At 61.6% G+C, this 22661-nt stretch carries 20 protein-coding genes and 3 pseudogenes; 10 read left to right on the forward strand and 13 right to left on the reverse strand.

All coding sequences use genetic code 11. The features are described 5' to 3' along the window. Positions 1 to 8: 8 nt before the first annotated feature. The gene (locus AC3WT0_RS09935; protein WP_492753361.1) at positions 9 to 1445 is read right to left on the reverse strand and encodes a multicopper oxidase family protein; all 1437 of its coding nucleotides are present in this window, start codon (positions 1443 to 1445) and stop codon (positions 9 to 11) included. A gap of 905 nt (positions 1446 to 2350) precedes the next feature. Here AC3WT0_RS09935 and AC3WT0_RS09940 point away from each other — a divergent pair. Both AC3WT0_RS09940 and AC3WT0_RS09945 read left to right on the forward strand, forming a co-directional pair. Continuing rightward, the gene (locus AC3WT0_RS09940) at positions 2351 to 2659 is read left to right on the forward strand and encodes a hypothetical protein (protein ID WP_492753362.1); all 309 of its coding nucleotides are present in this window, start codon (positions 2351 to 2353) and stop codon (positions 2657 to 2659) included. Between the two features lie 214 nt (positions 2660 to 2873). Beyond that, positions 2874 to 4228: pseudogene (locus AC3WT0_RS09945) on the forward strand (IS5 family transposase). 68 nt (positions 4229 to 4296) lie between these two features. On the opposite strand, the gene AC3WT0_RS09950 reads toward AC3WT0_RS09945, so the two are convergent. Next, the gene (locus tag AC3WT0_RS09950) at positions 4297 to 4545 is read right to left on the reverse strand and encodes a hypothetical protein (RefSeq protein ID WP_492753477.1); all 249 of its coding nucleotides are present in this window, start codon (positions 4543 to 4545) and stop codon (positions 4297 to 4299) included. Continuing rightward, positions 4494 to 4727: pseudogene (locus AC3WT0_RS09955) on the reverse strand (hypothetical protein); the annotation flags it as partial. The gene AC3WT0_RS09950 and the pseudogene AC3WT0_RS09955, both read right to left, overlap by 52 nt. Before the next feature lie 184 nt (positions 4728 to 4911). Between AC3WT0_RS09955 and AC3WT0_RS09960 the strand changes: the two are divergent. The 7 genes and pseudogenes from AC3WT0_RS09960 (at position 4912) to AC3WT0_RS09990 (ending at position 8490) form a co-directional block, all read left to right on the forward strand. Further along, the gene (locus AC3WT0_RS09960; protein WP_492753363.1) at positions 4912 to 5118 is read left to right on the forward strand and encodes a hypothetical protein; all 207 of its coding nucleotides are present in this window, start codon (positions 4912 to 4914) and stop codon (positions 5116 to 5118) included. A 102-nt stretch (positions 5119 to 5220) separates the two neighbouring features. Next, the gene (locus tag AC3WT0_RS09965) at positions 5221 to 5421 is read left to right on the forward strand and encodes a DUF2933 domain-containing protein (RefSeq protein WP_492753364.1); all 201 of its coding nucleotides are present in this window, start codon (positions 5221 to 5223) and stop codon (positions 5419 to 5421) included. 142 nt (positions 5422 to 5563) lie between these two features. Next, entirely contained in the window at positions 5564 to 6127 is a 564-nt protein-coding gene (locus AC3WT0_RS09970) for a sigma-70 family RNA polymerase sigma factor (RefSeq protein WP_492753365.1), read from the forward strand. Next, positions 6124 to 6765 carry an NrsF family protein gene (locus AC3WT0_RS09975; RefSeq protein WP_492753366.1) on the forward strand — a complete coding sequence of 214 codons (642 nt, stop codon included), beginning with the start codon at positions 6124 to 6126 and terminating at the stop codon, positions 6763 to 6765. Before AC3WT0_RS09970 ends, AC3WT0_RS09975 begins: the two co-directional genes overlap by 4 nt. A 359-nt stretch (positions 6766 to 7124) precedes the next feature. Continuing rightward, positions 7125 to 7496: pseudogene (locus tag AC3WT0_RS09980) on the forward strand (MerR family transcriptional regulator); the annotation flags it as partial. Positions 7497 to 7615: 119 nt separating this feature from the next. Continuing rightward, positions 7616 to 7993, forward strand: a complete 378-nt coding sequence (locus tag AC3WT0_RS09985) for a hypothetical protein (protein ID WP_492753367.1) — start codon at positions 7616 to 7618, stop codon at positions 7991 to 7993. Between the two features lie 113 nt (positions 7994 to 8106). Next, positions 8107 to 8490, forward strand: a complete 384-nt coding sequence (locus AC3WT0_RS09990) for a hypothetical protein (protein WP_492753368.1) — start codon at positions 8107 to 8109, stop codon at positions 8488 to 8490. Between the two features lie 145 nt (positions 8491 to 8635). Here the strand turns inward: AC3WT0_RS09990 and AC3WT0_RS09995 are convergent, their stop codons facing one another. The 9 genes from AC3WT0_RS09995 to AC3WT0_RS10035 form a co-directional block, all read right to left on the reverse strand. After that, a complete protein-coding gene (locus AC3WT0_RS09995) occupies positions 8636 to 9883 on the reverse strand; it encodes a helix-turn-helix domain-containing protein (RefSeq protein WP_492753369.1) in 1248 nt (415 codons plus the stop codon). 134 nt (positions 9884 to 10017) lie between these two features. Continuing rightward, the gene (locus AC3WT0_RS10000) at positions 10018 to 10521 is read right to left on the reverse strand and encodes an SRPBCC family protein (protein ID WP_492753370.1); all 504 of its coding nucleotides are present in this window, start codon (positions 10519 to 10521) and stop codon (positions 10018 to 10020) included. 21 nt (positions 10522 to 10542) lie between these two features. Beyond that, the gene (locus AC3WT0_RS10005; RefSeq protein ID WP_492753371.1) at positions 10543 to 10971 is read right to left on the reverse strand and encodes a copper-binding protein; all 429 of its coding nucleotides are present in this window, start codon (positions 10969 to 10971) and stop codon (positions 10543 to 10545) included. Positions 10972 to 11036: 65 nt separating this feature from the next. After that, the gene (locus AC3WT0_RS10010; RefSeq protein ID WP_492753372.1) at positions 11037 to 14219 is read right to left on the reverse strand and encodes an efflux RND transporter permease subunit; all 3183 of its coding nucleotides are present in this window, start codon (positions 14217 to 14219) and stop codon (positions 11037 to 11039) included. Then, positions 14216 to 15772 (reverse strand): efflux RND transporter periplasmic adaptor subunit, encoded by a 1557-nt coding sequence (locus AC3WT0_RS10015; protein WP_492753373.1) that lies wholly within the window; start codon positions 15770 to 15772, stop codon positions 14216 to 14218. The genes AC3WT0_RS10010 and AC3WT0_RS10015 overlap by 4 nt, the downstream gene beginning before the upstream one ends. Then, positions 15769 to 16971 (reverse strand): TolC family protein, encoded by a 1203-nt coding sequence (locus AC3WT0_RS10020; protein WP_492753374.1) that lies wholly within the window; start codon positions 16969 to 16971, stop codon positions 15769 to 15771. Before AC3WT0_RS10020 ends, AC3WT0_RS10015 begins: the two co-directional genes overlap by 4 nt. Positions 16972 to 17433: 462 nt before the next feature. Beyond that, positions 17434 to 17721, reverse strand: a complete 288-nt coding sequence (locus AC3WT0_RS10025; RefSeq protein ID WP_492753375.1) for a hypothetical protein — start codon at positions 17719 to 17721, stop codon at positions 17434 to 17436. A 92-nt stretch (positions 17722 to 17813) separates the two neighbouring features. Next, positions 17814 to 18179 carry a hypothetical protein gene (locus AC3WT0_RS10030; protein WP_492753376.1) on the reverse strand — a complete coding sequence of 122 codons (366 nt, stop codon included), beginning with the start codon at positions 18177 to 18179 and terminating at the stop codon, positions 17814 to 17816. A 19-nt stretch (positions 18180 to 18198) separates the two neighbouring features. Further along, complete coding sequence (locus AC3WT0_RS10035) at positions 18199 to 18507, reverse strand: copper-binding protein (RefSeq protein WP_492753377.1); 309 nt, start codon at positions 18505 to 18507, stop codon at positions 18199 to 18201. A gap of 1353 nt (positions 18508 to 19860) precedes the next feature. On the opposite strand from AC3WT0_RS10035, the gene AC3WT0_RS10040 reads away from it, so the two are divergent. Next, positions 19861 to 20802 carry a TorF family putative porin gene (locus AC3WT0_RS10040; protein WP_492753378.1) on the forward strand — a complete coding sequence of 314 codons (942 nt, stop codon included), beginning with the start codon at positions 19861 to 19863 and terminating at the stop codon, positions 20800 to 20802. A 34-nt stretch (positions 20803 to 20836) separates the two neighbouring features. On the opposite strand, the gene AC3WT0_RS10045 is transcribed toward AC3WT0_RS10040, so the two are convergent. Continuing rightward, positions 20837 to 22078 carry a porin gene (locus AC3WT0_RS10045; protein WP_492753379.1) on the reverse strand — a complete coding sequence of 414 codons (1242 nt, stop codon included), beginning with the start codon at positions 22076 to 22078 and terminating at the stop codon, positions 20837 to 20839. Positions 22079 to 22661 lie beyond the last annotated feature (583 nt).

A 22661-nucleotide genomic window follows, 5' to 3' on the forward strand; every position in this document is an offset into this window, starting at 1 on the left:
TGAATTGCTTAAGCGACCCGGATTGTGGCCATCATGCCCGCGGCCTGGTGTTCCAGAACATGGCAATGGAACATCCAGTCGCCCGGGTTATCGGCTACGAACGCGATCTCGGCACTTTCGTGGGGCGGCATCAACACGGTATCCTGCCATTCGCGGTGCGCGGTCGGTTTTCCGTTCCGCGAGAGGACTCGAAAGCTGTGGCCGTGCAGGTGAATCGGATGCCACCATGCGGTGTTGTTGTTGAGGTTCAGAACGGCAGTGTGGCCTCTCGGGAGCCTCATCATCGGTTCATGGACGTGACCTGAGGCGGCGACGCCGTTGACAGCCCACACCATCCCGGTTCGCATCATGTCCATGTCCATCGGATTGTCGGTGCTCATGCCCCCGCTGAACAGGATCTCATGCCGGGAGGCCTGTTCGAGCTTAGGTTCCGGGATCGGATTTGCAGGCAGCCCGATCGGAGTGGCAAGCAATTCCGACCTTAACGGCTCCGCACGATAGTCGATCGTCGTAAGGGGGTATTCGAGCCCCTTGTAGAAATTATCCTCGACGACGAACCGCGATCCCGGCTTCCCGACCATGTCAAGTATGAGGTCGATCCGCATTGCCGGCCCCAGCAAGATCTTCCCGTCCGGTTCGTGAGGGGTTACCGGCTGCCCGTCGAGGGCGATGATCTTTGGCTTGTGCCCGCTGAACTCGAGGCCGAAGACTCGCGCATTCGCCGCGTTGATGAGGCGCAGCCTGATCCGTTCTCCAGTGCGAACGGCGAGAGGTTCCGGCGGCCGTCCATTGATGGTGATCGTATTGCCAATTCGGCCCGCGTGCATGTTATCATGCATGTTGCCAAAGTCGTTGCTGATTTGGCCGTCGTCTAGCAGGCGCCAGTCGCCAAGGAGCCAGGTGATATCGCGGTCGACCGTGATGGGCTCGGCTTCCTCGACAATGAGTGGGCCGTACAGTCCGCGTCCGACCTGGCGCAAGCTGTTATGGTGAGGGTGGTACCAATAGGTCCCGGCGTCGGGCGCGACAAAATCGTAGAGAAAGGTCTCTCCTGCGGCGATCGGCTTTTGGGTCAGGTGGGGAACGCCGTCCATTGCGTTCGGCACGCGAATCCCGTGCCAGTGGACCGTCGTTTCCTCGGCAAGCTGGTTTTCGACGCTGGCCCGCAATCTCTGACCCTGACGGATCCTGATCTCCCGGCCTGGGACCCGCCCATCATAGGCCCAGATTTGTGTGCTCGCCTGCGAATCGCGGAGCAACCGAGCCTGGCCTGTACCCGCTACTAGCTGGATATCTCCTTCCTGGGAACTCAGTCGTGAGCAACCGGAGATCGCCGCCGTCACAGCAGTTGCGGCGCCGAGCATGAATGAACGCCGGTCGAGGGCCCATAACGCTGCTGATGGCTCAGATTGCAAAAAAGCACTCATCAAAATTTCGAAGCTCATTTGGCGAGTGCGCGGCTCGCTGTCCAATACCTGCCGGAGATCCGACTGCTGTGCGAGCGCGGCGCAACCGATGTCCAGTCAATTCGATTCGCCGCCTTATCGGGCTTCCCATCGTGGTAAGGTCAAGCCGAAATCATCGCCAGGCAGGGCTGACGGATGTTTCAGGCAGTCATCGGCAGATCCGTACCGGCACCTCATCCGCAACATAGTCGTCCCAAACCCACTGGGTGCGGCACCGGCGCGAATAATAGCGGCTCCGGTAGGTACGGCCATGATCATAATAATCGTACGGGTAGCCGCGACCATAGAAGGAAGCACCCTAATGATAGGGATCATAGAAATAGGGGTTGCCGAAGCCTCTGCCCCACCCGACCCCCGAGAAGCCAATGACGCCGCCGCCGTGCCTGTGGCCGAGCCGCCTCCCGCCGAAAGCTCCGCGATGAAGCGCCCCCGTGGCGAAAGGATCTGGCATGGCCGATCCGATGACGGAAAGCTCCAGCACATCGAAAGGACGCGCCGGGGACCGCGGAGGCGCCACGCCGCCGGTGCGGAACTGAAATCGCGGGAACGCTTATGAACGCGGCCCCGACAAGTGCGATAGCGGTCGCTCTATGATACTTCATGTTGGGCCTCCCGATCAGCGATCAGACCACATTGGAAGAGAACCTTTAGGTCGTGACGGAGCTCCTCCACAAGCATTCTCCCGTTGCCGAGACATTGGAAGATCGGGGCAAAGGCTGCTATTATGCCGGGCCATGGAGAAGGATTGTCGGCCCGAACGGTATCGAGCGAAATATCTTCCGGGAAGCCGTGACGTTTGCAACAAACCACGTCCCGCCACGCATCGCCTGAGCGCCAAAATATGTGCGGTGCTCTTCCTTCTCTTGTCCGCGCAAGGCGGGCACGTGACGGCTCAAGATATGGCTTGGGAAAGACTGGGTTCCGCGCTCAACCACGCTACGGTGGCGTTGGCGCGCAAGGATGCGCAAGCGATATCAAGCCAGGTCGAAACGCTCGGCCAGATTATTGGCAGCCTCGATCAGGCCAACTGCGCTGCACCGCAAAGCAAGCTGCAGAGATTGGCAGCGCGGCGTTTGTTGGACGATTTCGCCTCCGCTGCCCGCCTCGGTAATTGGGAAAAGGCCGGTTGGACGCTTCGTCGCCTGAAGCAGAAAGTTCGGCTTCTCGCGCCCAGCGAGCAAAAGAAATGCTGACCAATCCGATTAATCGTTCGATTGCGGCGTCGCGGCAAATGATACAATAGTCGACCGTGAAGAGCAGACAAGTAACTGAGGATAAACGGTTAATCGGGAGCTTGGAAGTAATCGAGTTTGCCGGGTTTGGCGATGAGGCCGGGGGTTTTCTTGCAAATTGATTTTGCCTTGGGGGCATGATTCACTGCGCCTGACGACGATGTTGGGGGCGGGGATGAAGCCGACCAAGCGACGCGAGACGGGCCAGCGAGACATGTTCCGGTCGCGGCTCGACCAGATCATTGACATGGGTCATCCGCTGGTGCGGCTGGCGGGCAAGATCGACTGGCCCTTTCTCGAGAGCCGGTTCGGCGAGGTCCACGAGGACAAGCCGGGGCGGCCGCCTTTGGCGACGCGACTGATGGCGGGGCTGGCGATCCTCAAGCACATGCACGACCTGTCGGACGAGAGCCTGTGCGACCGCTGGGTCGAGAATCCCTACTTCCAATATTTCTGCGGCGAGGAGTTTTTCCGGCACAAGCCGCCGTTCGACCGGTCATCCTTGACCCGCTGGCGGCAGCGGATGGGCGAGGAGCGGCTGAGGGCGCTGATCCAGGAAAGCCTGAGCGTGGCCACCCGGACGGGAGCGGCCAGGCCGAGCGACTTTTCCAAGCTCACCGTCGACACGACGGTGCAGCCCAAGAATGTGATGTTCCCGACCGACGCCCGGCTGCTGCATCGCGCCCGCGAACGGCTGGTCCGGCTGGCGAAGGAGCAGGGCGTGACGCTGCGCCAGTCTTATGCGCGGGTCGGCAAGCGCGCGCTGATCAAGTACCAGCGCTATGCCCATGCCCATCAGTTCAAGCGCGCCGGCAAGGCGCTCAGGACGCTCAGAACCCAGCTCGGCCGCGTGATCCGCGACATCGAGCGCAGGATCAGGGGCAGAGCGGGCTGGAGGAGGCCTTCGCCAGGCCCCTGCATCTGGCCGGCCGCGTCCACAGGCAGGATCGCCGTCAGCGCGGTCCGAAGGTCTATTCGCTCCACGCCCCCGAGGTCGAGTGCATCGGCAAGGGGAAAGCCCACAAGCCCTACGAGTTCGGCGTCAAGGTCACCGTGGCGACGCCGGTTTATCGCTGCAAGGGCGGCCAGTTCGTCGCCCATGTCCAGGCGCTGCCGGGCAACCCTTATGACGGCCATACGCTCGCCAGGATCATCCCCGCCGCCGAGGCGCAGATCGGCGCCAGTCTCGCCCGCATCGTCGCCGATGCCGGCTATCGCGGCCACAATGCCCCCGAGGGCCACAAGCTCAAGGTCTACACCTCAGGCCAGAAGCGAGGCGTCACCCAGACCATCAAGCGCGAGCTCAAACGACGATCCGCCGTCGAGCCAGTCATCGGCCATCTCAAATCCGATCACAGAATGGAGCGAAATTACCTCGCCCATGCCAGCGGCGATGCCATTAACGCCATCCTCGCCGCGGTCGGCTACAACTTCCGCCTGCTGCTCCGCTGGCTCGCGCTTCTTTGCGCCCAAATCCTGGCCGCATTCTCCGCGCCTCGAACGCCAACCCAGCGGTCAATCGTCACCTGATGGCGTTCTTCACGGTCGACTACAATAACAGCCAGCGTCCCGCCCGCGCCTCTTCGGTGGGCCACTGGTTACATGCGCGGTGTAATCTCATCGACATCGTTGCAGGCATATTCGCTGCTATGCGGTCGAGTTGTTTCAAGTTGCGGATCTGCCCGTCGATGAGGTGTCAGGCCTGGTTCTTCCTTGACCTTTCCTGCGCCGCCCATTTTTCTGAACGTCACGTCAAGTTGCTTACGCGCATCCAGTTCAGAGACTGCTTGATAGCTTAACGTCGCCGCAAAGCCGTCGCATGTGCCCCACAACGACCGCAGGCCCATCCCAGTCGATGCGCATCACTCAGAATCGCCTCTTGGCGCACTGGCATGCACTGCAAGTGCTTGACGCCAAAAAGCTTGTAGATTGCGGGCAAGGCGAAGATCGACAGCAACGGGGCCGTGATCATTCCTCCAACCATGGGCGCCGCCAAGCGTTGCATGACCTCCGAGCCGGTCGTGCCAATACGCCATTGCCCGGAGCACGGTAGCTCTACGTGCGCGAGGTCAACTCGATGGGCTTGTCGAGGGCGCAAGGTAACCTCTTCCGACACGGCTGCGTACTTCATCGTGAGGGTGGTGTCGACCGCCCGATATTTTGCGATCCGCCAGATCGAAAATCCTGGCGACCCGACAACGGAGCAAGTGCTTATGGCCACGGCCCTGAACTGTATTTCTCCAGGATGGCTCATGCTGATCTCAACTCTCCTGTTCGACGGCGTTCTGATCTACGCCGGAATCAAGCTGTTCAGGCGCTTCTTCAGTGCAAGGCGCCGCCATTCGCCGGTCGGCGAATCCATCGACTTGCGCGCGGCTGCGGCGCTGCCGCGGGCTCTTCCCAACCATAGCGGAGATTGAACGATGAATATGACTGAATGTGTCACCGACACTTCCCAACCTTCCGCTCCCTGCCATTCGGGCAAGGGTGGCGCCGGTAGTTTCATAAGCGGACGGCGCGGCATGGCGCTCATCGCGATGGCGATGCTCGCGCTGGCGCTTGACCAGCATTGGCTACTCGCGGTCCAACTCGTACCCTTGCTCTTCCTCCTCCCGTGCATGGCAATGATGTTCATGTGCATGAAGGGCCATGGCGGGCAGCGGAGCGCGCGGCCGGCGGCGCTGAACATCGATACAGCCAACGCCGAAACGCCCCAATCCTGAAGCCTGCCGATCCGCCGGTTCCGTTCGATCTTAGGGGGATTTCCATTGATAGCGAGGGACCATGTTATGATATCGGTCCAATCTCATGGACTATTGGAAGGGGCGTGTGATGGGCATCCGCAACGACGACTGCACGATCTGAATGGATATACGCTCCGAAGAACCACAGTTGCGGGCAATGATGCTTGCTGGGCTCGAAGGCGATGACGCGTCCTACAAGAGACTCCTGTCGAGACTCAGCGCCTATCTTCGCAGTTACTTCACTGGGCAGTGCGCGCGCATGGGCCGCAGTCCGGCCGACGCAGAGGATCTGGTCCAGGAGACGCTGGTGTCGCTTCACACGCGCCGGCACACCTATGACCGGACCCAATTGCTGACCCCCTGGGTCCATGCAATCGCGCGCTATCGTCTGATCGATTTTCTGCGGCGCACTAAGTCGTCGCAGCTCATGGTGCAGGTGGAAGAGGCCGAGGATCTGGTTGCCCTGGACGACGCACCCGCGATCGAGAGCAGGCTGGACCTGGATGACCTTCTCGGCCAACTCAAGCCCAAGACCCGGCAAGTCATCCGGTTGGTGAAACTGAATGGCCTCAGCGTCAGCGAGGCCGCGGAGCAATCCGGAATGTCGGAGTCGGCGATCAAGGTGATGGTACATCGGGGACTCAAGGCGCTGAGCCTGCTGGTTCGCGTAAGGAGACCATCGTGAAGACAAATGATCTGATCAACATGCTCGGTACGAATGTCGAGCCGGTCGCCGACGGCGAACGGCGCCGCGCGCTGCTTGTTGCCCTGGGCATTGGCGCGGCGGCTGCCCTCTGCCTCATTTTCGTGATATTCGGCGTGCCCGGCGAGGCGCTTGGCGACAAATTCCTTGGCCTCACCATCCTAACCTTGGCCTATATGCTCGGCCTAGCCGCGGTTGGCGCGCGCTTTCTCAGCATGGCAGCACGTCCCGGCAACGCCGGGCGCGGCGCGCTCGCGATCGTTGGGCTACTGCTTCTCGGCCTGATCGCTGTTGCCGTGATTGCCCTTTCGCTTGGACGGCCCTCGGGCTGGAGCGCGATGATCTTCGGTCCGCAATGGGCGGACTGCCTTGTTTGCATTCCTCTCGCGGCAATCATCCCGTTCTCCTCGCTCGTCTGGTATTTGCGTAACGAGGCGCCGACACGCCTGCGTCTAACCGGCGCTGTGGCTGGACTGGTTGCCGGCGCTATCGGCGCAACTGCCTTCGCTCTCCATCATCCCGGTGGTTCACTCCCCTTCGTGGCGCTTTGGTTCGGCGGTCCGGTGATCCTCTGCGCCCTGATCGGCGCCATTCTGGGTCCGCGCTTGCTACGTTGGTGATCGCCGGACTGTCGTTAAAATCCTTCTTGGCCCTAACATCATGTTCGTCTGCAGGAAGGTGCCGATCGAGAAGGAGATACACCGTGACCGGGTCGCCCAACGATATGCATGCACCGGTCTGCGATCGCGCGCGCCATCTAGGATTTTGCGCAACGCCCGGAGCGACCGTGTTCGATCCGGTTTGCAGCATGACGGTCGATCCCGCCAGCACGGCCCATCACGCCGGGCATCCCGATCGCGGCGGGGCTACTCTATCCCCTCTTCGCCATCCTGCTTTCCCTCATTATCACGGCGGAGGTCAAGGCGCTGTCCTCGGCTAGCGTGGTGGCCAACGCCTTTCGACTGAATCTGGAGACATGATGAACATAGGAACAGCCTCGCGTGCGAGCGGCGTCTCGCAGCGCATGATCAGGCACTACGAGAAAATTGGCCTCATTACGCCGGCCCCGCGCCGCGACAGCGGCTATCGGGACTATTCCGGCAGTGATGTCCACAAGCTGCGCTTCATCGCAAACGCACGCGATCTCGGCTTCGCGATCGAGGAGATTCGCGGACTGCTCGGGCTATGGGCCGACCGCAATCGTTCGAAGTCCGAGGTGAAGGCGCTGGCGGTCGCGCGCGCCGAGGAGATGGGCCGCAAGGCGGTCAAGTTAGAAGCCATGCGCCGCGCGCTCCAGCAGCTCATCGGCCAGTGCCACGGCGACGACGATCTCGGCGACTGTCCGATCCTCGCCGGCATCTCGAGCGGCGGCAACAAGGTCGCACTTTCTTGCGGATCGGAATGTAACCTTTCGGACCAGGACGACGAACTACTCAATGACCGGCTGATCGGTCAGGATAGGAACTGACGGTGCTCAAACGCGTACTTCCCTTGCTGCTCCTGCTTGGCGCCTGGATTGGCCTGCTTGGCCAGCAAGTGGCGTTTGCGCAGAGCGCCGACCTCGCGAGGCCGATAACGGTCACGCAGCAGGTCGCCGCGATGAGCGACATGGACTGCGCCGGTATGGCGATGGCATCCCACAATGACGGCAAGAGCTCTGTCCCTTGCAAGAAGATGACTCTCGACTGCATCGCTCAAATGAGCTGCAGCGCTCCCGTTGTCCTTAATGAAGATTTCGGCCCGGCCGATGTCATACCGCTCGCATCGCCCTACTATGGTCCGATGCCAGCCACGTCCCTTGCCGGTCGATCCGACGGTCCAGAACCTCATCCTCCGAGCTTGATCTGACTTCGTAGCTCGCGCGACTGCGCCGTTGGGGGATCGCCCTTCGATCCAGCTCATCCGGATCTCGCGCACCTCAATACGAATTCACATTAAGCTCAATCCAAAGGATGATTATCATGCCCAAGTTCATCACCGCTGCTGCCACCATTGCGGCCACCACTTCGATCCTCGCTGGCCTTGCGGCTGCTTTCCCCTCCGTCGCGAACGCCCAGGAGGTCAGCATCGCTACCAGCGGCAACCACTATGAGTGGCGCCTGCCGCCGCAATACGGCCCCCGCACGCCGCTGCGCGCGCCGGTCCGGGTCCTGGTCGATGCCGATGGGAAGCCCGTCGTCGAGCGCCAGCTCGCCCGCACGCTCGGGCCGAAGGACGGCCCCGGCCATTGGGAGTGGCGTGCGCAAGCGCAATATGGTCCCCGCGCTCCGCTTCGCCCGCCGGTGCGAACCTGGGTGCCCGATAACCCAATGGCCGCGGCTTCGAACAGCGGCTCGCAAAAGTAACGCCTACCCCTCGAACCTCCCTCCAACCCTTGCTGGCAGGGCCCTGGCTCTGCCGGCATTTTCTCGCCCGCGGTTCGCGGAGGTGGCGTGGCGCATCCTCACCTAGGCTGGCATGGTGCTCACACCATCGATCGCGCCGGGCACGCTAGGGCTTGAGCAGTTTCCTCACGTCGATATTGGGCGTCAGGCGAGGCTGAACCTGAGCGTCGCCGTATAGTCGGCGGAGATGCCCCTCGATCACCGCTGGACCGACACCAAGGCGGCTGGCGTCCTCGATGATCGTCTTGCGGCTCCAGCTATATTGCGACTTGCACTTGGCCCATTTCTCGCTCGGAACCAGCAATTCCCGCGCGAAGGTGTCCGCTTCCTCCTCGATCTCTGAATTCGCCGGCGCATCGAGGTCATCGAATATCGCGTCGTAGCGGTTCGGGCCGATATGCAGGAAGATGTGGGCAACCAAATGCATGAGTGTGAACCAGAAGCTCTCCAGGCGCGGATCGCGCAGCGTCAGGCCCACGACAAGCCGGCCTCCCGCCGTCCGCAATGCTGCGCCGTCGAGCCGCACGCCCGGCAATGGATCCTCGACGATCAGGGCGATGCCGATCTCCGTGAGATAATCGCGCGCGAGCCTTGCGCCATGACGCTCCCGGGTGAGCCCAACGAGGCCCGAAAGCCAGTTCTCATTGACGAGGCTCGGCATCGAGATGCGCGGGGGAGGGCGTTCGTCCGCGAGGATCATGATCCTCGCTTCCCACGCGGAAATTGCGGGTTCATGCGGAGGGCTTGCAGACCTCGCATATCGTCTGCGCGGACCAGCCCGACCGCCGAAGGCCTGGGTGAAGAAGGCGGCGAGGTGCTGGCTCGCCGTCTCGCGGGTGCTGAGGACCGTGCCGCCATAAGGCGCGAACCACCCGCGCTTGTAGATGTCACCGAGCGGAAAGGCTGCCGGCCGCGACAGATCGGTCGCGCTAAGAGTAGGCCGCCCGACGAGTCCGCCGGCCTGGTGGACATCGAGCCCGAGCGCCTCGGCGATCGTCGTGATCCGGCGCAGGCTCGCCGACTGATAGCGGTCGGACTCATATTTCTGGATCTGCTGCATCTTGAGCCCAAGGAAATCGGCCAGATCCTTCTGCGTCATGCCCCTCGCAATGCGCCCGGCGATGAGCAGGTCCGCCAGAGCCTCAAGGTTGCCGATCGCGAGCAAGGGCGTATTGCCCGCCTGGAGGCTCTCATAGAGTTCCACCTCGCGTGTCAGCTCGACGATGCGCTGCTCGATGTCGGACCGGTTATTCCCGTCGTCGCCGTCTGCCCGAGACCTCGCGCGTTCCGCTTTCGCCCGAAGCGTCAGGAGCGCGCGCCGCGCGACCTTATATTGATGAGCATTGGTGATCATTAAGGCGAGCCTTTCACCCGGGTCGCCGGAAGATGCTGCGGAGCTGTTTGCGTACATTCGACCATCCGGTCCTCCAAACTCCAAGGCGCGCCAACAGGCAGGTCGAGGCGCAACGACCTGCAACAAAAAGGGCCTCAACGCCTGCTTCGCACGCTCCGCCTCTGGAAGCGGTTCGGCCCCTGTTGCGGGGGCTGCGGAACAGGCGGGGTTGCGGTCGCGAAATAGCGCTGCAACCATTCGATTGGCGTCCGGTAAATATGGATCGCGCGCCGCTGGATGAACTTGCGCGGCATCATCGCTGGCAACAGCCCCCGGAAGCGCGCGATGTGCTTGAGCAGCGTCCCGTTTGCTTCTCGCGAAAGCTCGAACCGTTCCTCGATCCGTAGCAGGAAGGGGATGCCAAGCTCGAGAACGAGCGCGCGCTGCGTCTCCAACTCTGTGATCCAGGCTGTCGTATCCCATTGGCGCGGCCCATCAGGCTTCAGCCGGAACCAATAATGGACCTTCGTTCCTTTCTCGGGCACGCCCTCCAACTCGAGGAACGGGTGCCATTGCCGGAAACGCGCGAAATCGGTGAGCGTGCGCCAGACCCGGTCTGGCGCAGCCCCGATCACAATGTCCGCAGCGACCTCGATCATGCGATCATCTCGAACATGGGATCACTGCTTCTTGATCGCGGTGACCTCGCCGTCATTGCCTTTGACGGTGAGATCGAACGCGATCTGATCGCCGGCCGCGATGCCGGAGAGCAGCTTGGGGTTGGCCTTGAACGTCATGGTCATCGCCGGCCACTTCACCTCAGGGATCGCCGAGTGCGCGATAGTGACGGTGCCGGCAGCGGCGTCGATGGCGGTCACCTTGCCAGTGGCCTTGGCCATCATGGTCTCGATCGCTCCCGGGCTCGCCATGTTCGACATATTGTTCATGTTCGACATGGCGTCCGTCGGTTCCATGCCGGTCATGGCGCTGTTCGCCTCGGCATTGTTAGCGGTGGTGGGCGCCTCGGTTGGGGTCTTGGAGCCGCAGGCGGCGAGCAGCGCGACGAGGCCGAGCGCGGACGCAGTGTAGATGGGTTTCATGGTCTTCATTCTCCTTCAGGTAAATTCGAACGCGGTGATTGATGTTGTGCAGCGCCCTGCACCCGGAGCCGGCGCTAGGCCGGCTCCGGGTGGGCCGCTGGCTTCGGCGCCTCGTCTTCGGGGTCGCCGGCGCGGGGGAGGAAGCGCTGCACGCCGAACAGCTTGTAGATTGTCGGCAGAACGAACAGGGACAGGAGCGGCGCCGTGATCATGCCGCCGATCATAGGCGCCGCGAGGCGTTGCATGACCTCCGAGCCGGTTCCGGTGCCGATCAGGAGCGGGAACAGGCCGGCGAGGATGACCGCGGCGGTCATCGCCTTTGGCCGCACGCGAAGCACCGCGCCTTCCATCAAGGCGTCTTCGAGATCCTCGGCCGTCGAGAATTTGCCTGCCTTAATGCGCTCCTCGATCGAGCGGTCGAGATAGACGAGCATGATGACACCGAACTCGGCGGCAAGACCCGATAGGGCGATGAATCCGACAGCGGTCGCGATCGAGAAGGCATGGCCCAACAGATAGATGAGCCAGATGCCGCCCACGAGTGCGAAGGGCAAGGTCGAGAGCACGATCATCGCTTCGCGCGCCCGCTTGAACGCCATGTACAAGAGCAGGAAGATGACCGCGATCGTCGCTGGAACGATCCACATCAGGCGCTGCGACGCTCGCTCGGCATATTCGAACTGGCCGGACCAGATCATCGAATAGCCGGGCGGAAGTGGTACTTCCCTGGCGACGCGCTGGCGCGCCTCGTTGACGAACCCGACAATGTCGCGTCCACGCACATCGATATATACCCAGGCCGAGGGACGAGCATTCTCGCTCTTCACCATGACCGGACCATCGGCGATCGCGATCTTTGCCACCGCGCCCAAGGGCACTATGCCGCCCGTCGGCGCGACGATGGGCAGGTTCTGAAGCGCTTCGACGCTATCCCGGCTCTCGCGCGGGAACCGGACGTTGATCGGGAAGCGGGCAAGGCCCTCGATCTTCTGGTCGACCTGCATGCCGCCGACCGCCGCCGCCGCCGTATTCTGGACATCCTTGATTGAGAGGCGGTAGCGTGCAGCAGCCAGACGGTCGATCTGGATGTCCACATAGCGCCCGCCCAGGATCTTGTCGGAGATCGCCGAGGAGGTGCCGTTCACGCCCTTGACCACCTGCGCGATATGGGCGCCGAGTCGGTCCAGGGTCGCGAGATCTGGGCCGGTGACCTTCACGCCAACCGGACTCTTGATGCCGGTTGCGAGCATGTCGATGCGGTTGCGGATCGGCGGGACGAACACATTGGCCAGCCCGGGCACTTTGACCCTCGAGTCCAGCTCGGCGATGATCTTGTCCATCGTCATGCCCGGCCGCCACTCATTTTGCGGTTTGAGCTGGATGGTCGTCTCGAACATCTCGATCGGCGCAGGGTCGGTCGCGGTGTCTGCGCGTCCGGCCTTGCCGAACACGGTCTTCACCTCGGGCACTGTCTTGATCATCCGGTTGGTGGTCTGGAGCAGTTCCGACGCCTTCGATGCCGAGAGGCCCGGAAGCGCGGTCGGCATGTAGAGAAGGTCGCCTTCCGCTATCGCCGGCATGAACTCGCCACCGAGCCGCGAAATCGGCCAGGCCGTCGCGAGGATGGCCGCGAGCGCCAGACCCAGCACCAGCTTCGGCCGGTGCATCACCCAGGTCAGCGCTGGACGATAGGCTGCGATCAGGAAGCGGTTGATCGGGTTCTTCTCCTCTGGGAGGATCTTGCCCTTGATGAACATGATCATCAGCACGGGGATCAGCGTCACCGACAGGCCCGCCGCCGCCGCCATCGAATAGGTCTTGGTGAGAGCGAGCGGCTTGAACAGCTTTCCTTCCTGCGCCTCGAGGCTGAACACAGGCAGGAACGAGAGCGTGATGATGAGCAGCGAGAAGAACAGCGCCGGTCCCACCTCGACGGCAGCGTCGATGAGGGTCTTGCGCCTGAGCTTCTCGGTCATGCCACCATGCTCGTGCTCGGCATGTTCAAGCTTCTTGTGGGCGTTCTCGATCATGACGACGGCGGCGTCCACCATCGCCCCAATTGCGAGCGCGATGCCGCCAAGCGACAGGATATTGGCGTTAACACCCTGAATATACATGACGATGAAGGCGGTCAGCACGCCGAGCGGAAGCGTCAGGATCGCCACGAGCGACGACCGGAAGTGCAAGAGGAAGATCACGCACACGATCGCGACGACCATGAACTCCTCGAACAGCTTATGAGTGAGATTCTCAACCGCGCGGTCGATCACGCTCGTGCGGTCATAGACGGTCACGACCTCGACGCCCGGAGGCAAGGATGCCTTGAGGTCTTCGAGCTTGGCCTTGACTGCATCGATTACTGAACGGGTGTCGGCACCGGCGCGGACGACGATGACGCCGCCAGCCACTTCACCTTGGCCGTTTAGTTCGGCGATGCCACGCCGGAAATCGGGAACGATCTGGACGCGGGCGATGTCTCCGATCGTGATCGGTACGCCGGTCTCGCTCACCTTGAGCGGGATGTTGCGGAAGTCGTCGAGAGTCTTGAGATAACCGCCGACGCGGATCATGTACTCCGCCTCGGCGCGCTCGATCACCGAGCCGCCGGTCTCATTATTGGCGGTCTTGATCGCATCCATCACGTCGTTGAGTGAGATACGATAGAATTGCAGCTTCTCGGGATCGGCCTGTACCTGGAAGGCGCGAACCATGCCGCCGACGCTTGCCACTTCGGCGACGCCGGGGATTTCCTTGAGCTGATATTTAAGCTGCCAGTCCTGCAGGGCGCGAAGTTGACCCAAGTCATTATGCCCGGTCTTGTCGACCAGCGCATATTCATAGGCCCAGCCGACGCCGGTGGCGTCAGGGCCGAGCGCGGGCGTCACGCCAGCTGGCATACGTCCCGCCGCCTGATTGAGATATTCGAGCGTTCGCGACCGGGCCCAATAAAGGTCGGTGCCGTCCTCGAAGATCACCGTGACGAAGGAGTCGCCGAAGAAGGAGAAGGCGCGGACCGCCTTTACCTTGGGCGCCGACAGCATCGTCGTCGCCAGTGGATAGGTGACCTGGCTTTCGACAATTTGCGGGGCTTGGCCCGGATAGGGTGTGCGGATGATCACCTGCACGTCTGACAGGTCGGGTAAGGCGTCGAGAGGCGTGCGGTTGACGGCGAAAACACCCGCGGCCGCAATGAAGGCCGCTGCCAGAAGAACGATCAACTGGTTGGCGGCCGACCATCGGATGATGCGTTCGATCATCGTGCGCCCTCCGCGGAGATGCGCGAGATGATCGGCGTCTTGCCCGCGTCGGGCTTCTTGAAGCCGAAGCGCACGCGCTCACCGGCCTTGTGGCCGCGCAGCAGTGCGGCGCTTTGCACGGGGAACGTCATCGTCATGGCCGGCCATCCGATCGCCGGTAGTGGGCCATGGGCAAGCGTCACGTTGGCGCCCGCCGTGTCCAGCGACTTGATGGTGCCTGTCCCTTCGATGAGGTCGGATTGCTCTTGCGGCTGTTGTCCGCCCGGCATGGGCATGTTCATCGGCTTCGCAGACTGCCCCGGTGTCGGCTGCCCACGCGATAGTCGTTCGATCAGGCCTGCCAGCGAGGCTTCCGAGTCGATGAGGAACTGGCCCGAGACCACCACGACATCGTTCTGGGCTAGGCCGCGCTGGATTTCGGTTTTCTCGCCGACCGTCCGCCCAAGCTGGACTTCGACCGGAATGAAGCTGGCTCCCCGCTGTACGATCACGACGTTACGCTTGCCGGTCGCGATAACCGCCTCCGTCGGAACAACCAGCGCATTGGTCGAGCTTCCGGTAATCGTCATATTGGCGAACATTCCGATCTTAAGCTTGCTATCGCCATTGTGCAGGATGACGCGGACCCGGGCAGTTCGCGCTTCAGGATCGAGCGTAGGAAAGATGTAATCCACGCGGCCCTGCCGCACCTCGCCCGGATAGCTCGGGAATGTGATCTGAACCTGCTGGCCAATCTTCACCTGGCCGAGCGACACCTCGGGCACCTCAGCGACCACCAGCACTTGCGAAAGATCGGCCAGCGTCAGGATGGACTGACCGACCTCGACGCGGGCGCCGGGTCGCGCGCCGATTTCCGTGACCACACCTGATCGCGGCGCGAAGACACCATAAGTGCGCTGGGGTTTGCCGCCGCGATCGAGGTTGCGGATCGTGCTCTCGGGCAGGCCTAGGAGCGTCAGGCGCTGCCGTGTCGCGCGCTGCAGGTCGGGCGTGATGGTCGACTTGCCGATGCGCAGGAGCGCGGAATATTCATGCTGCGCGCCGAGCAGCTCGGGCGAATAAACGCTAGCGACGCGGCTCCCTGCCGAGACATGTTCGCCGACCGCGCGGACGTTGAGCTGCTCGACAAAGCCAGGCGTGAGCGTTTGGACCGCAACGATACGGCGTTCATCGACGTCGACGCGGCCTACAACGCTGACCGATGGCGACAGGTCGGCATATTCGACGCGCGTGGTGCGCACGCCTAGGTTCTGCTGAACCCGGCTCGACACGGCGATGCCGTTGTTGCCGGCCTCATCTGCATATTTGGGCATGAGGTCCATGTTCATCGACGACTTGCCCGGCGCGTTGTAGCGCTCTGCGGGTACCATCGGGTCGAACCAGTATTTGACCCGGCGCCCCGAGGCGTCCTGCACGACGCCGTCGATGACACCGCCCTTGCCGCCGTCTCCCGAGGCGGCCTGATTCCCCGAGATGAGCCAATAACTGCCGCCCCCGGCGAGCAGGAGTGCGAGCGCGGCACCCGCCGCGAGGATAGACTTCTTCCTGTTCATTTCGCGACGTCCTGTGTGAGATAGGTGATGTCCGTGGCGGCGCGGGCGCGCTTCGCCTGCTCTTCGAGCGTCTGAATCGTGGTCTCGACGTAGCGCCGGACCAGCGACAGCGGCAGTTCGAGCGTCCCTTGACCGGCGCCGTATCGAGCCTCTGCGGCATCGAACGAAGCTTCGAGCGACGGCACTGACTTACTGGTCAGGATCGTAAGTTGCGCGTCGGCTGCCTGATAGTCGGCGATCGCCGCATAATATTGGCCATCGAGATCACGCCGCATATCCTGCGCGCGAAACCGGGCGGCGTACTCGCGTTCGGATGCCTCCGCAATGCGACGGTCCTGCAACCTAGATCGATTGAGCTGCAGCGGAATGCTAAGTTGCAAGCCAATGAAATCGCCATAGTCGGGCCGAAATGAATAGCTCGCGCCCCAACTGATATTGGGCCTGCGGTCCCGGCGCGCGACGTCTGTCCGCAACTTCGCGGCCGCTTCCTCGGCATCGGCAAGCCGCACCTCAGGATGGCTCGCCGGATCGAACTTGGCGTCGACGCCGGCGGGCAGTTCGATCGTGGGGACGCGTGTCGGCAGCGGGCGCCGCGCCGCATCGCCGATCCACCGCGCGAGCTCCGCCCGCGCGCGGAGCTCCTGGCCGCGGGCCTCGACGCGCTGCGCCTCTGCGAGCGAGATTTCCGCCTGCATCTGCAGCGCATCCGAGGGGGTTGCGGCGCCTGTTGGAACGCCCGCCTCCATTACCCGATGGGCGACCTGCAGATCAGAGATGATCCGGGCAAGCAACCTCTGCTTGCCGCTCGCCTCGACTGCGTTGATCCAGGCGACCATGACATTGCGCCGGATGCGGCGTTCCTGGACGGTCCCCTGGGTCCGGCTAACCACGGCATCTGCGCGTAGCGCTGCCGCGGCGGCCTCGCGTTTCGAGCGCCTGACCTCCTCACGCATGAAGCCGATCGTGTACATGGTGAAGTCGTCGCGGTTCGGGCTGAACGCCCTCCCACCGGTCACTGGATAGGACTGGATGCTGGTCTGCAGCACCGGATCGGGCTTCGTGCCGGCTGCGACGGCGGCTTCCTCGGACGCCCTCGCATCGCGCTCATAAGCGGCGAGGCTCGGTTGATCGCCTTGCGAAAGGGCAATCGCCTCGTTGAGGCCAAGCTCCGGTCCCGCAGTAACGGGAGCGGTAGTCATAGCAGCGTCGTCATGGTTCCGACTCTCCTGCGCCAGCACCGGCTTCGGCGCCAAAAGTAGGAGCGCGAGGGCGGTGGCAACTGTTCTTGAGAGTTTCGCCTTCTTCCGTCCCGTTGGGACAGTTTCGTGCCGCAAGTAAAAAGCGTCAGGCGTATTATTCTGCTGAAGCCTTTGATTCATAATTATGTCCTCTCAGCGGAGCCACGATGACTATGGAACCGGGCCCCGACTGCGACAAGGGCGGTTACGGAGATCGGTGCAACCCGGGACGCGGGCCGCGCTGCGCTGGCGTTTTGCTACCACGGATATCCGGCCGACTGCTCGCGCCGCAGGGAAATCGATCCTTGCATGCGCGACCAGCCTAGGGGAGCGTTGTCGGCGAGATGGTATGGGGGCAGCAACCGTCTCGCCGACAGGTCCGTCCCCAGCGCTGCTCCAAGGCCCCGCCGGGGAAGACCGAGGCTAGCTCGCCGACTTGTCCATCTTCATGCAGTCGGCGGCTTTGCCAGCCGAGGCGTGCATCATAGCGCAGTCGCAGTTTCCGGACTTGTCATCCTTGGCGGCGGTTTCGCTCGCAGCCGGGACCCAGACGCGTTTGGGCGCACGAAGCGGTGCGCGGGGGCCATAGCTGGGCTGGGATTGCCATTCCCAATGGCCGGTTTCCGCCGGGGGCGTGGTGTTCTGCGCGAAGGCAGGCGCAGACACGGTGAGAACAGCCGCCATCGCGGCGAGGACAGTAAGGGTCTTCATGATCGTATTCCTTGAGCTGAGTTCAAAACGGTGCCGTTTCGGGTGCCTCAGGCGTTGGTTCGCCTGATCAGGTCCCGCTACGGCCGGTCGATTCAGCCAAGGAAGGGCGGCGGATGATGCTCGGGACTGGGATCAGTGCCCGTAAGCACCGTGGACGTCGTCCAGAACGACTGGGGCGGGGAAAACAGGCGTTCCGCCATGAGTGCGAAATCGCTCGGCAAGCCGACCGCTGAGATGCAACCCATGGTCGCGATGCATTTCAAGGTCAGGCCGTGGCAGGGTTTCTTTTCCGGCGCCTGCTGCCCATACTGCTGCATCTTCTCCATGCAACCCGGATCCATTTGGGCGGATTGCACGGCCGCGACGCCCGTGTCCGGCCCTGCCGCATTGGCAGCAGTCTGCAGGAGTAGCCCCATGAAGGCTCCCACGAACAGGACAAGACGCAACAGACGCTTCATCTCTCGATCGCCCGGTCCCTTAGATCGCCTGGATTGTCGTCACTTCGGGAGCCGCGCCGCCCGTCATGACCGTGAAACGGATCTTTTGGCCGACTTTGACCGTCTTGACCAGCGAAACCGGATTGACCTTGAACGACATGGTCATTGCCGGCCAATTGAGAGCCGCAATCGGATTGTGGCTGATCGTGACCGTGCCGGCCTTGACGTCGAGGGCCGTGACCGTACCTGTGGCTTGCGCGGACTTGTTCGCCGACATGTCGTGCTTCATGCCCGGCATGCCCTCCATGTTGCCGCCCATCGACTGGGCGAGGACGGGTGTCGCCGCCAAGCCGAGCGCGGCTATCAGAAGGTATTTCTGAACTCTCATCGTTTCAGTTTCCTTATTGGTGTCATTTTGCTGTCCTGGAACGAGTGGACGCGAATGTGGTGTCCTTCTCCCCGTGACGCTCAGGAGGTTACGCCTTGACACTGTGATAAGGTCAATAGGGATATTGAATTATTTTCGAGCAGCAATCTTGGTCGGCCAGTCATCCAGTCTCCGACCGTATATGACCGCGTCCGCAACCGTCCGCCAAGCGCGATCGGGAATAGGACTCATTGAGGGAGAATTTGAACGGACGAATAACGTACGACCCGCTCCGTCGGCATGGGGCTTGAGCAGTCTGCAAAAACGTATCGGTGACCCGGCATCCTGCATCAAAAGCTTGCGACGATAGCGACTGCCGCGCTCCGTTATGCCGGGGAACCGCGGGTTCCATTAGCAACGACCTTGGTGTTGTGGTCGAACGCAAACCGCTGCCGTGCCATGACGGTTCGCCTAACGGCACACCCTTGGTCGGGGTGGCGCATCGCAGCCAATCGTCACGGCACTGGTACTGCGCGGACTTCGCCGCTAGGTGGCCGAGCTTATTTGGGCGACCGCGTTTTCGGCCAATACCACCAGCACTTCGTTGGCGGTGACACCGCCCGGCCGGGGTTGGGCGGCGTGAAGCATCGCTGCTTCATTCCCGGTTGTGGCGGCGCCTCCATCCTTGCCGTCTCATAAGAGCCGGCGCAGGCGCTCAGTGTAACCGACATCATGGTCAGCGCTACAAAGGCGCCCAGCGTTCGATAGGTAATCATGGCTATACCTCTCCAATAAGATTCCGTGTGCGCCATTGCGGCGCATGGGCATCAGGAGAAGTTGATTCGCGGGGGATGGAATATATTGCCGGTGAATGAGCGGGCCTGTTCGGATGCGACCCTCGGAAGCCCGTGGCGCTGCACAGCGAGAGGCATATCGAAGCCCATCGCTCGAGGTGCTGCGATGTAGGTCCCGGTACATGCTACGCCGGTGCAATTTGCCATATGCTGGAGCGGGCAGCAGGGCGGGTCCTGATCTTGCGATACGGAAGATGCAGCAGTTTCAGCGGTCGCCGCCATCATACAGTCTTGCAACGGCATTGCAGGACAAGGTCGCTGGCCAATGGCTTGCGTCGCGAACAAGCTCAATGCGATCATGAGAAGGACCAAAAGCGCGCGATGCGTTGGTCCGGAAGCGCGGCGCAGCCGCCCGCGCCGTCCGCCGGATGGCGCCCTCCGAACTGGCAAGGTCAGACAGTTATGCATTGGCATGCCTGTCGCGTTAGGATCACTACACCATTCTATACCCATGCGCCTGTGCGAGAAAGAAATATTCAAAATGGTAATGATACATCGCGCCTTCACCAGATTTAACGCCGATCGCTTGCATCGGATCCAGCCGCGCGCGGACGATAGAAATTTGCAACATGCCATTGCGCAGCAAGCACTCAACCTGCATCTGCCATGGAGGAAAAGTATGGGACTCCAAACCCATCTTCAGCTTTGGTTGCGACGCGAAGGTCCAGACATGATTGAATCCCGCAGGGAAAGCTTGAAGCCGGCTCGATTGATTTGGGGATGCACCGCATTCCTGAGTGCCGCCATCTCTCAAGGGGCATGGGCGCAGGAACGCGTGACGCCAGACATTTCCGGGGATGTCGAGGTGGCTTCAGACTATCGGTTCCGAGGCTATTCACGCAGCCAGGAGGAGCCGGTCGCACAGGCGAGCCTTGATGCCACGCTCCCAGTTGGCGGTTCAACGAGTCTTTTTTCCGGCGGTATCGGATCCCTGACCCAGGGCAACCCGGATTATGGTTCGTTTCAAGCGCAAGTCTACGCTGGCGTAGAACAGCAGGTCGGAATTTTTCGCCTGTCCCTTGGCGGGCGCGGCTATTTGTTCCCGGATCTGTCAGCTAAAGACTATTATGAACTCTTTGGCTCAGGTCAGACGCAATTCGGGCCGTTGTCAGCCAAACTTGGTTTTGCATTCACACCTGACCAGCGCAATTATGGCGGGAAGCGCGGCATCTATGTCTATTCCGACCTTGATGCGGGCATTCCAGGGACGCCGCTGACGGTGGCGTCCCACCTCGGCTGGGAGGATAATGCGCTCTTCCGGGACAAGCTGGATTGGAGCCTTGATCTTGTCTACGTCCGCAATCCGTTCAGTCTCAGCCTCGGCTATGTCGATACCAACCGCTCTGCGCCATTCCTCAAAGGTGGCAAGTTGAAGAATGGCGCAGATGCGGCTCTCGTCGTCAAGTTGGGCGCGGCCTTTTGAACAAGACACCGCCAATGTGACGATGCCTTGGCCTTCAGAACATCAGGATGACATCGGCCGCGGCGGTCAGCTGATGCCCACGAGTTCCAGCCGCGAACGGCGTCGTGTCATTGAGCGACCAGTCATAACGGATCTCCGGCCGCACAAGCAGCGCACCAGGGACATTGTGCATCGGCGGCTTGAGGTTGAGGCCCAAGGTGACGGCGCCATAGGTCGTCCTGCCCCCTCCGTACACGTTTGGCGCCGGCCGGCCCTTTTCAACGTTGACGAAATCGCGGTTGCCGGGGAAGGCGGCGACAAAGAAACCATCGTCATCACGCCAGACCTCACCGCGAATACCGATCCCAAAATGCTCGTTTAGCGCATAAGTGAAATATTGTGCGACACCGCCTCCGGACGCATCGAAGCCATCGTCGTGGATGTAGTTGAGGTCGGTTGTGGACGTCAGCTTGTCATTGATCTTCCAGATGACGGTGACGTCATTGAGATAGCGAAGATCCTTGTTAGGTCGGACGCCGACGGTGCCACGCGGAATTTCAGGACCAATGCTCGTGGTGGCGTATATTGTGAGCCCACCGCCGAGCAGGTTGAGCCCCAAACCGCCATGGAAAGATGGCGAGCCGTTGTTATCGCCTTTCCACAACGTCGTGTTCACGCCCGAGGTGATGCCCGCATAAATGTCGAGCGTCTTGCTCACATGGGTCGTCGTCAGCACGCCCGTGTGCTTGAAGGGAATACCGAAGTTGAAGATGTAGGTGTGCGAATAAAAGAAGTTTTGGGGCGCATAAATGACTTCAGCACCCTCCAGCGTGACAAATTGTCCGGCTTTGATGTCCACGCCGCCGGCGGTCAGGATCGGGAGGTGCGCTTGTGCGTAAGCTTCGACGATGTCGAACTGATTACGATCATTCGTGACATCATCAAGCTCGCCGAGGAAATGCGTATAGCGGGCGTCGGAACCATACATTCCCTGGAGCTTGAACCCGACATCGACATTCGGCGAAGAGGCATCGATCGGACGCTCGATCGTCAATATCGCCTGGTTGAGCAGCGGCTTGCCTTCCTTGTCCGTGAACAAGTGGCCAAAATTGAGCCCATCGGGCGGATTGGCCGTGTTCAGGGTCAGGCCACCTTCGACATGACCGGAGAGCTTGATGGTGTCAGACCAGCTCGCCGGGGCCTTGGGAGCCGCATCGCTATTGGCATCTTGAGCGAGCGCAGGAGAGGCGGCGCTCGCGAACACTATGGCAGAAAGCGCGGCTATGGATTTGCGCATGAAGATTCCCCCTTTTACTATACCTGATCGTTCTCCTTGTTCTCCTGCGCTTCACCGCGCTCATACCTCTCGATCCTGGGGGATGGGGCCAAGTTGCTAGCGAAGATGGGTAAATTGTAGAAATGTTGTGCAATGCACAAGAAACATCTCGGCAGCATTCCATATTCGAGCTGCCTGTTGTGATTGGATCACACATGTTTCGCATGGGATGACAAACTATCGTGATGTTACATAGTGTTAGGTGTAGAAATGCCGAATAGGATGGGCAGGTACGTTGACTGAGAGCCTCCCAAATCTGTTGTGCGCATGACGCGCTGTGGCAGCAGCACGGCGAACCTGTCCGCCTCTGGAGTGAGCGGGCAGCGATCTCGCTGATGCGCGGCACCCGGCCTGAGGTGATGCGAGTCAACGGCCAGGCCGGGAGGCCGCAGTGAACTCGGAGGTAATCTCGGGCGTAAAATTGGACGCGGGCGCCACATGTGTTGGCGCCCACAAGTCAGCAAATTGAAGCGGTCTCACGACGGAAGGATTCAGTCTCGGAGAGGGCGCGTTCGGTTGTGTCGGGCTGGAGATCTGCTCGCTA

This window comes from Sphingomonas sp. EU05-FHT14C10, assembly GCF_058790595.1.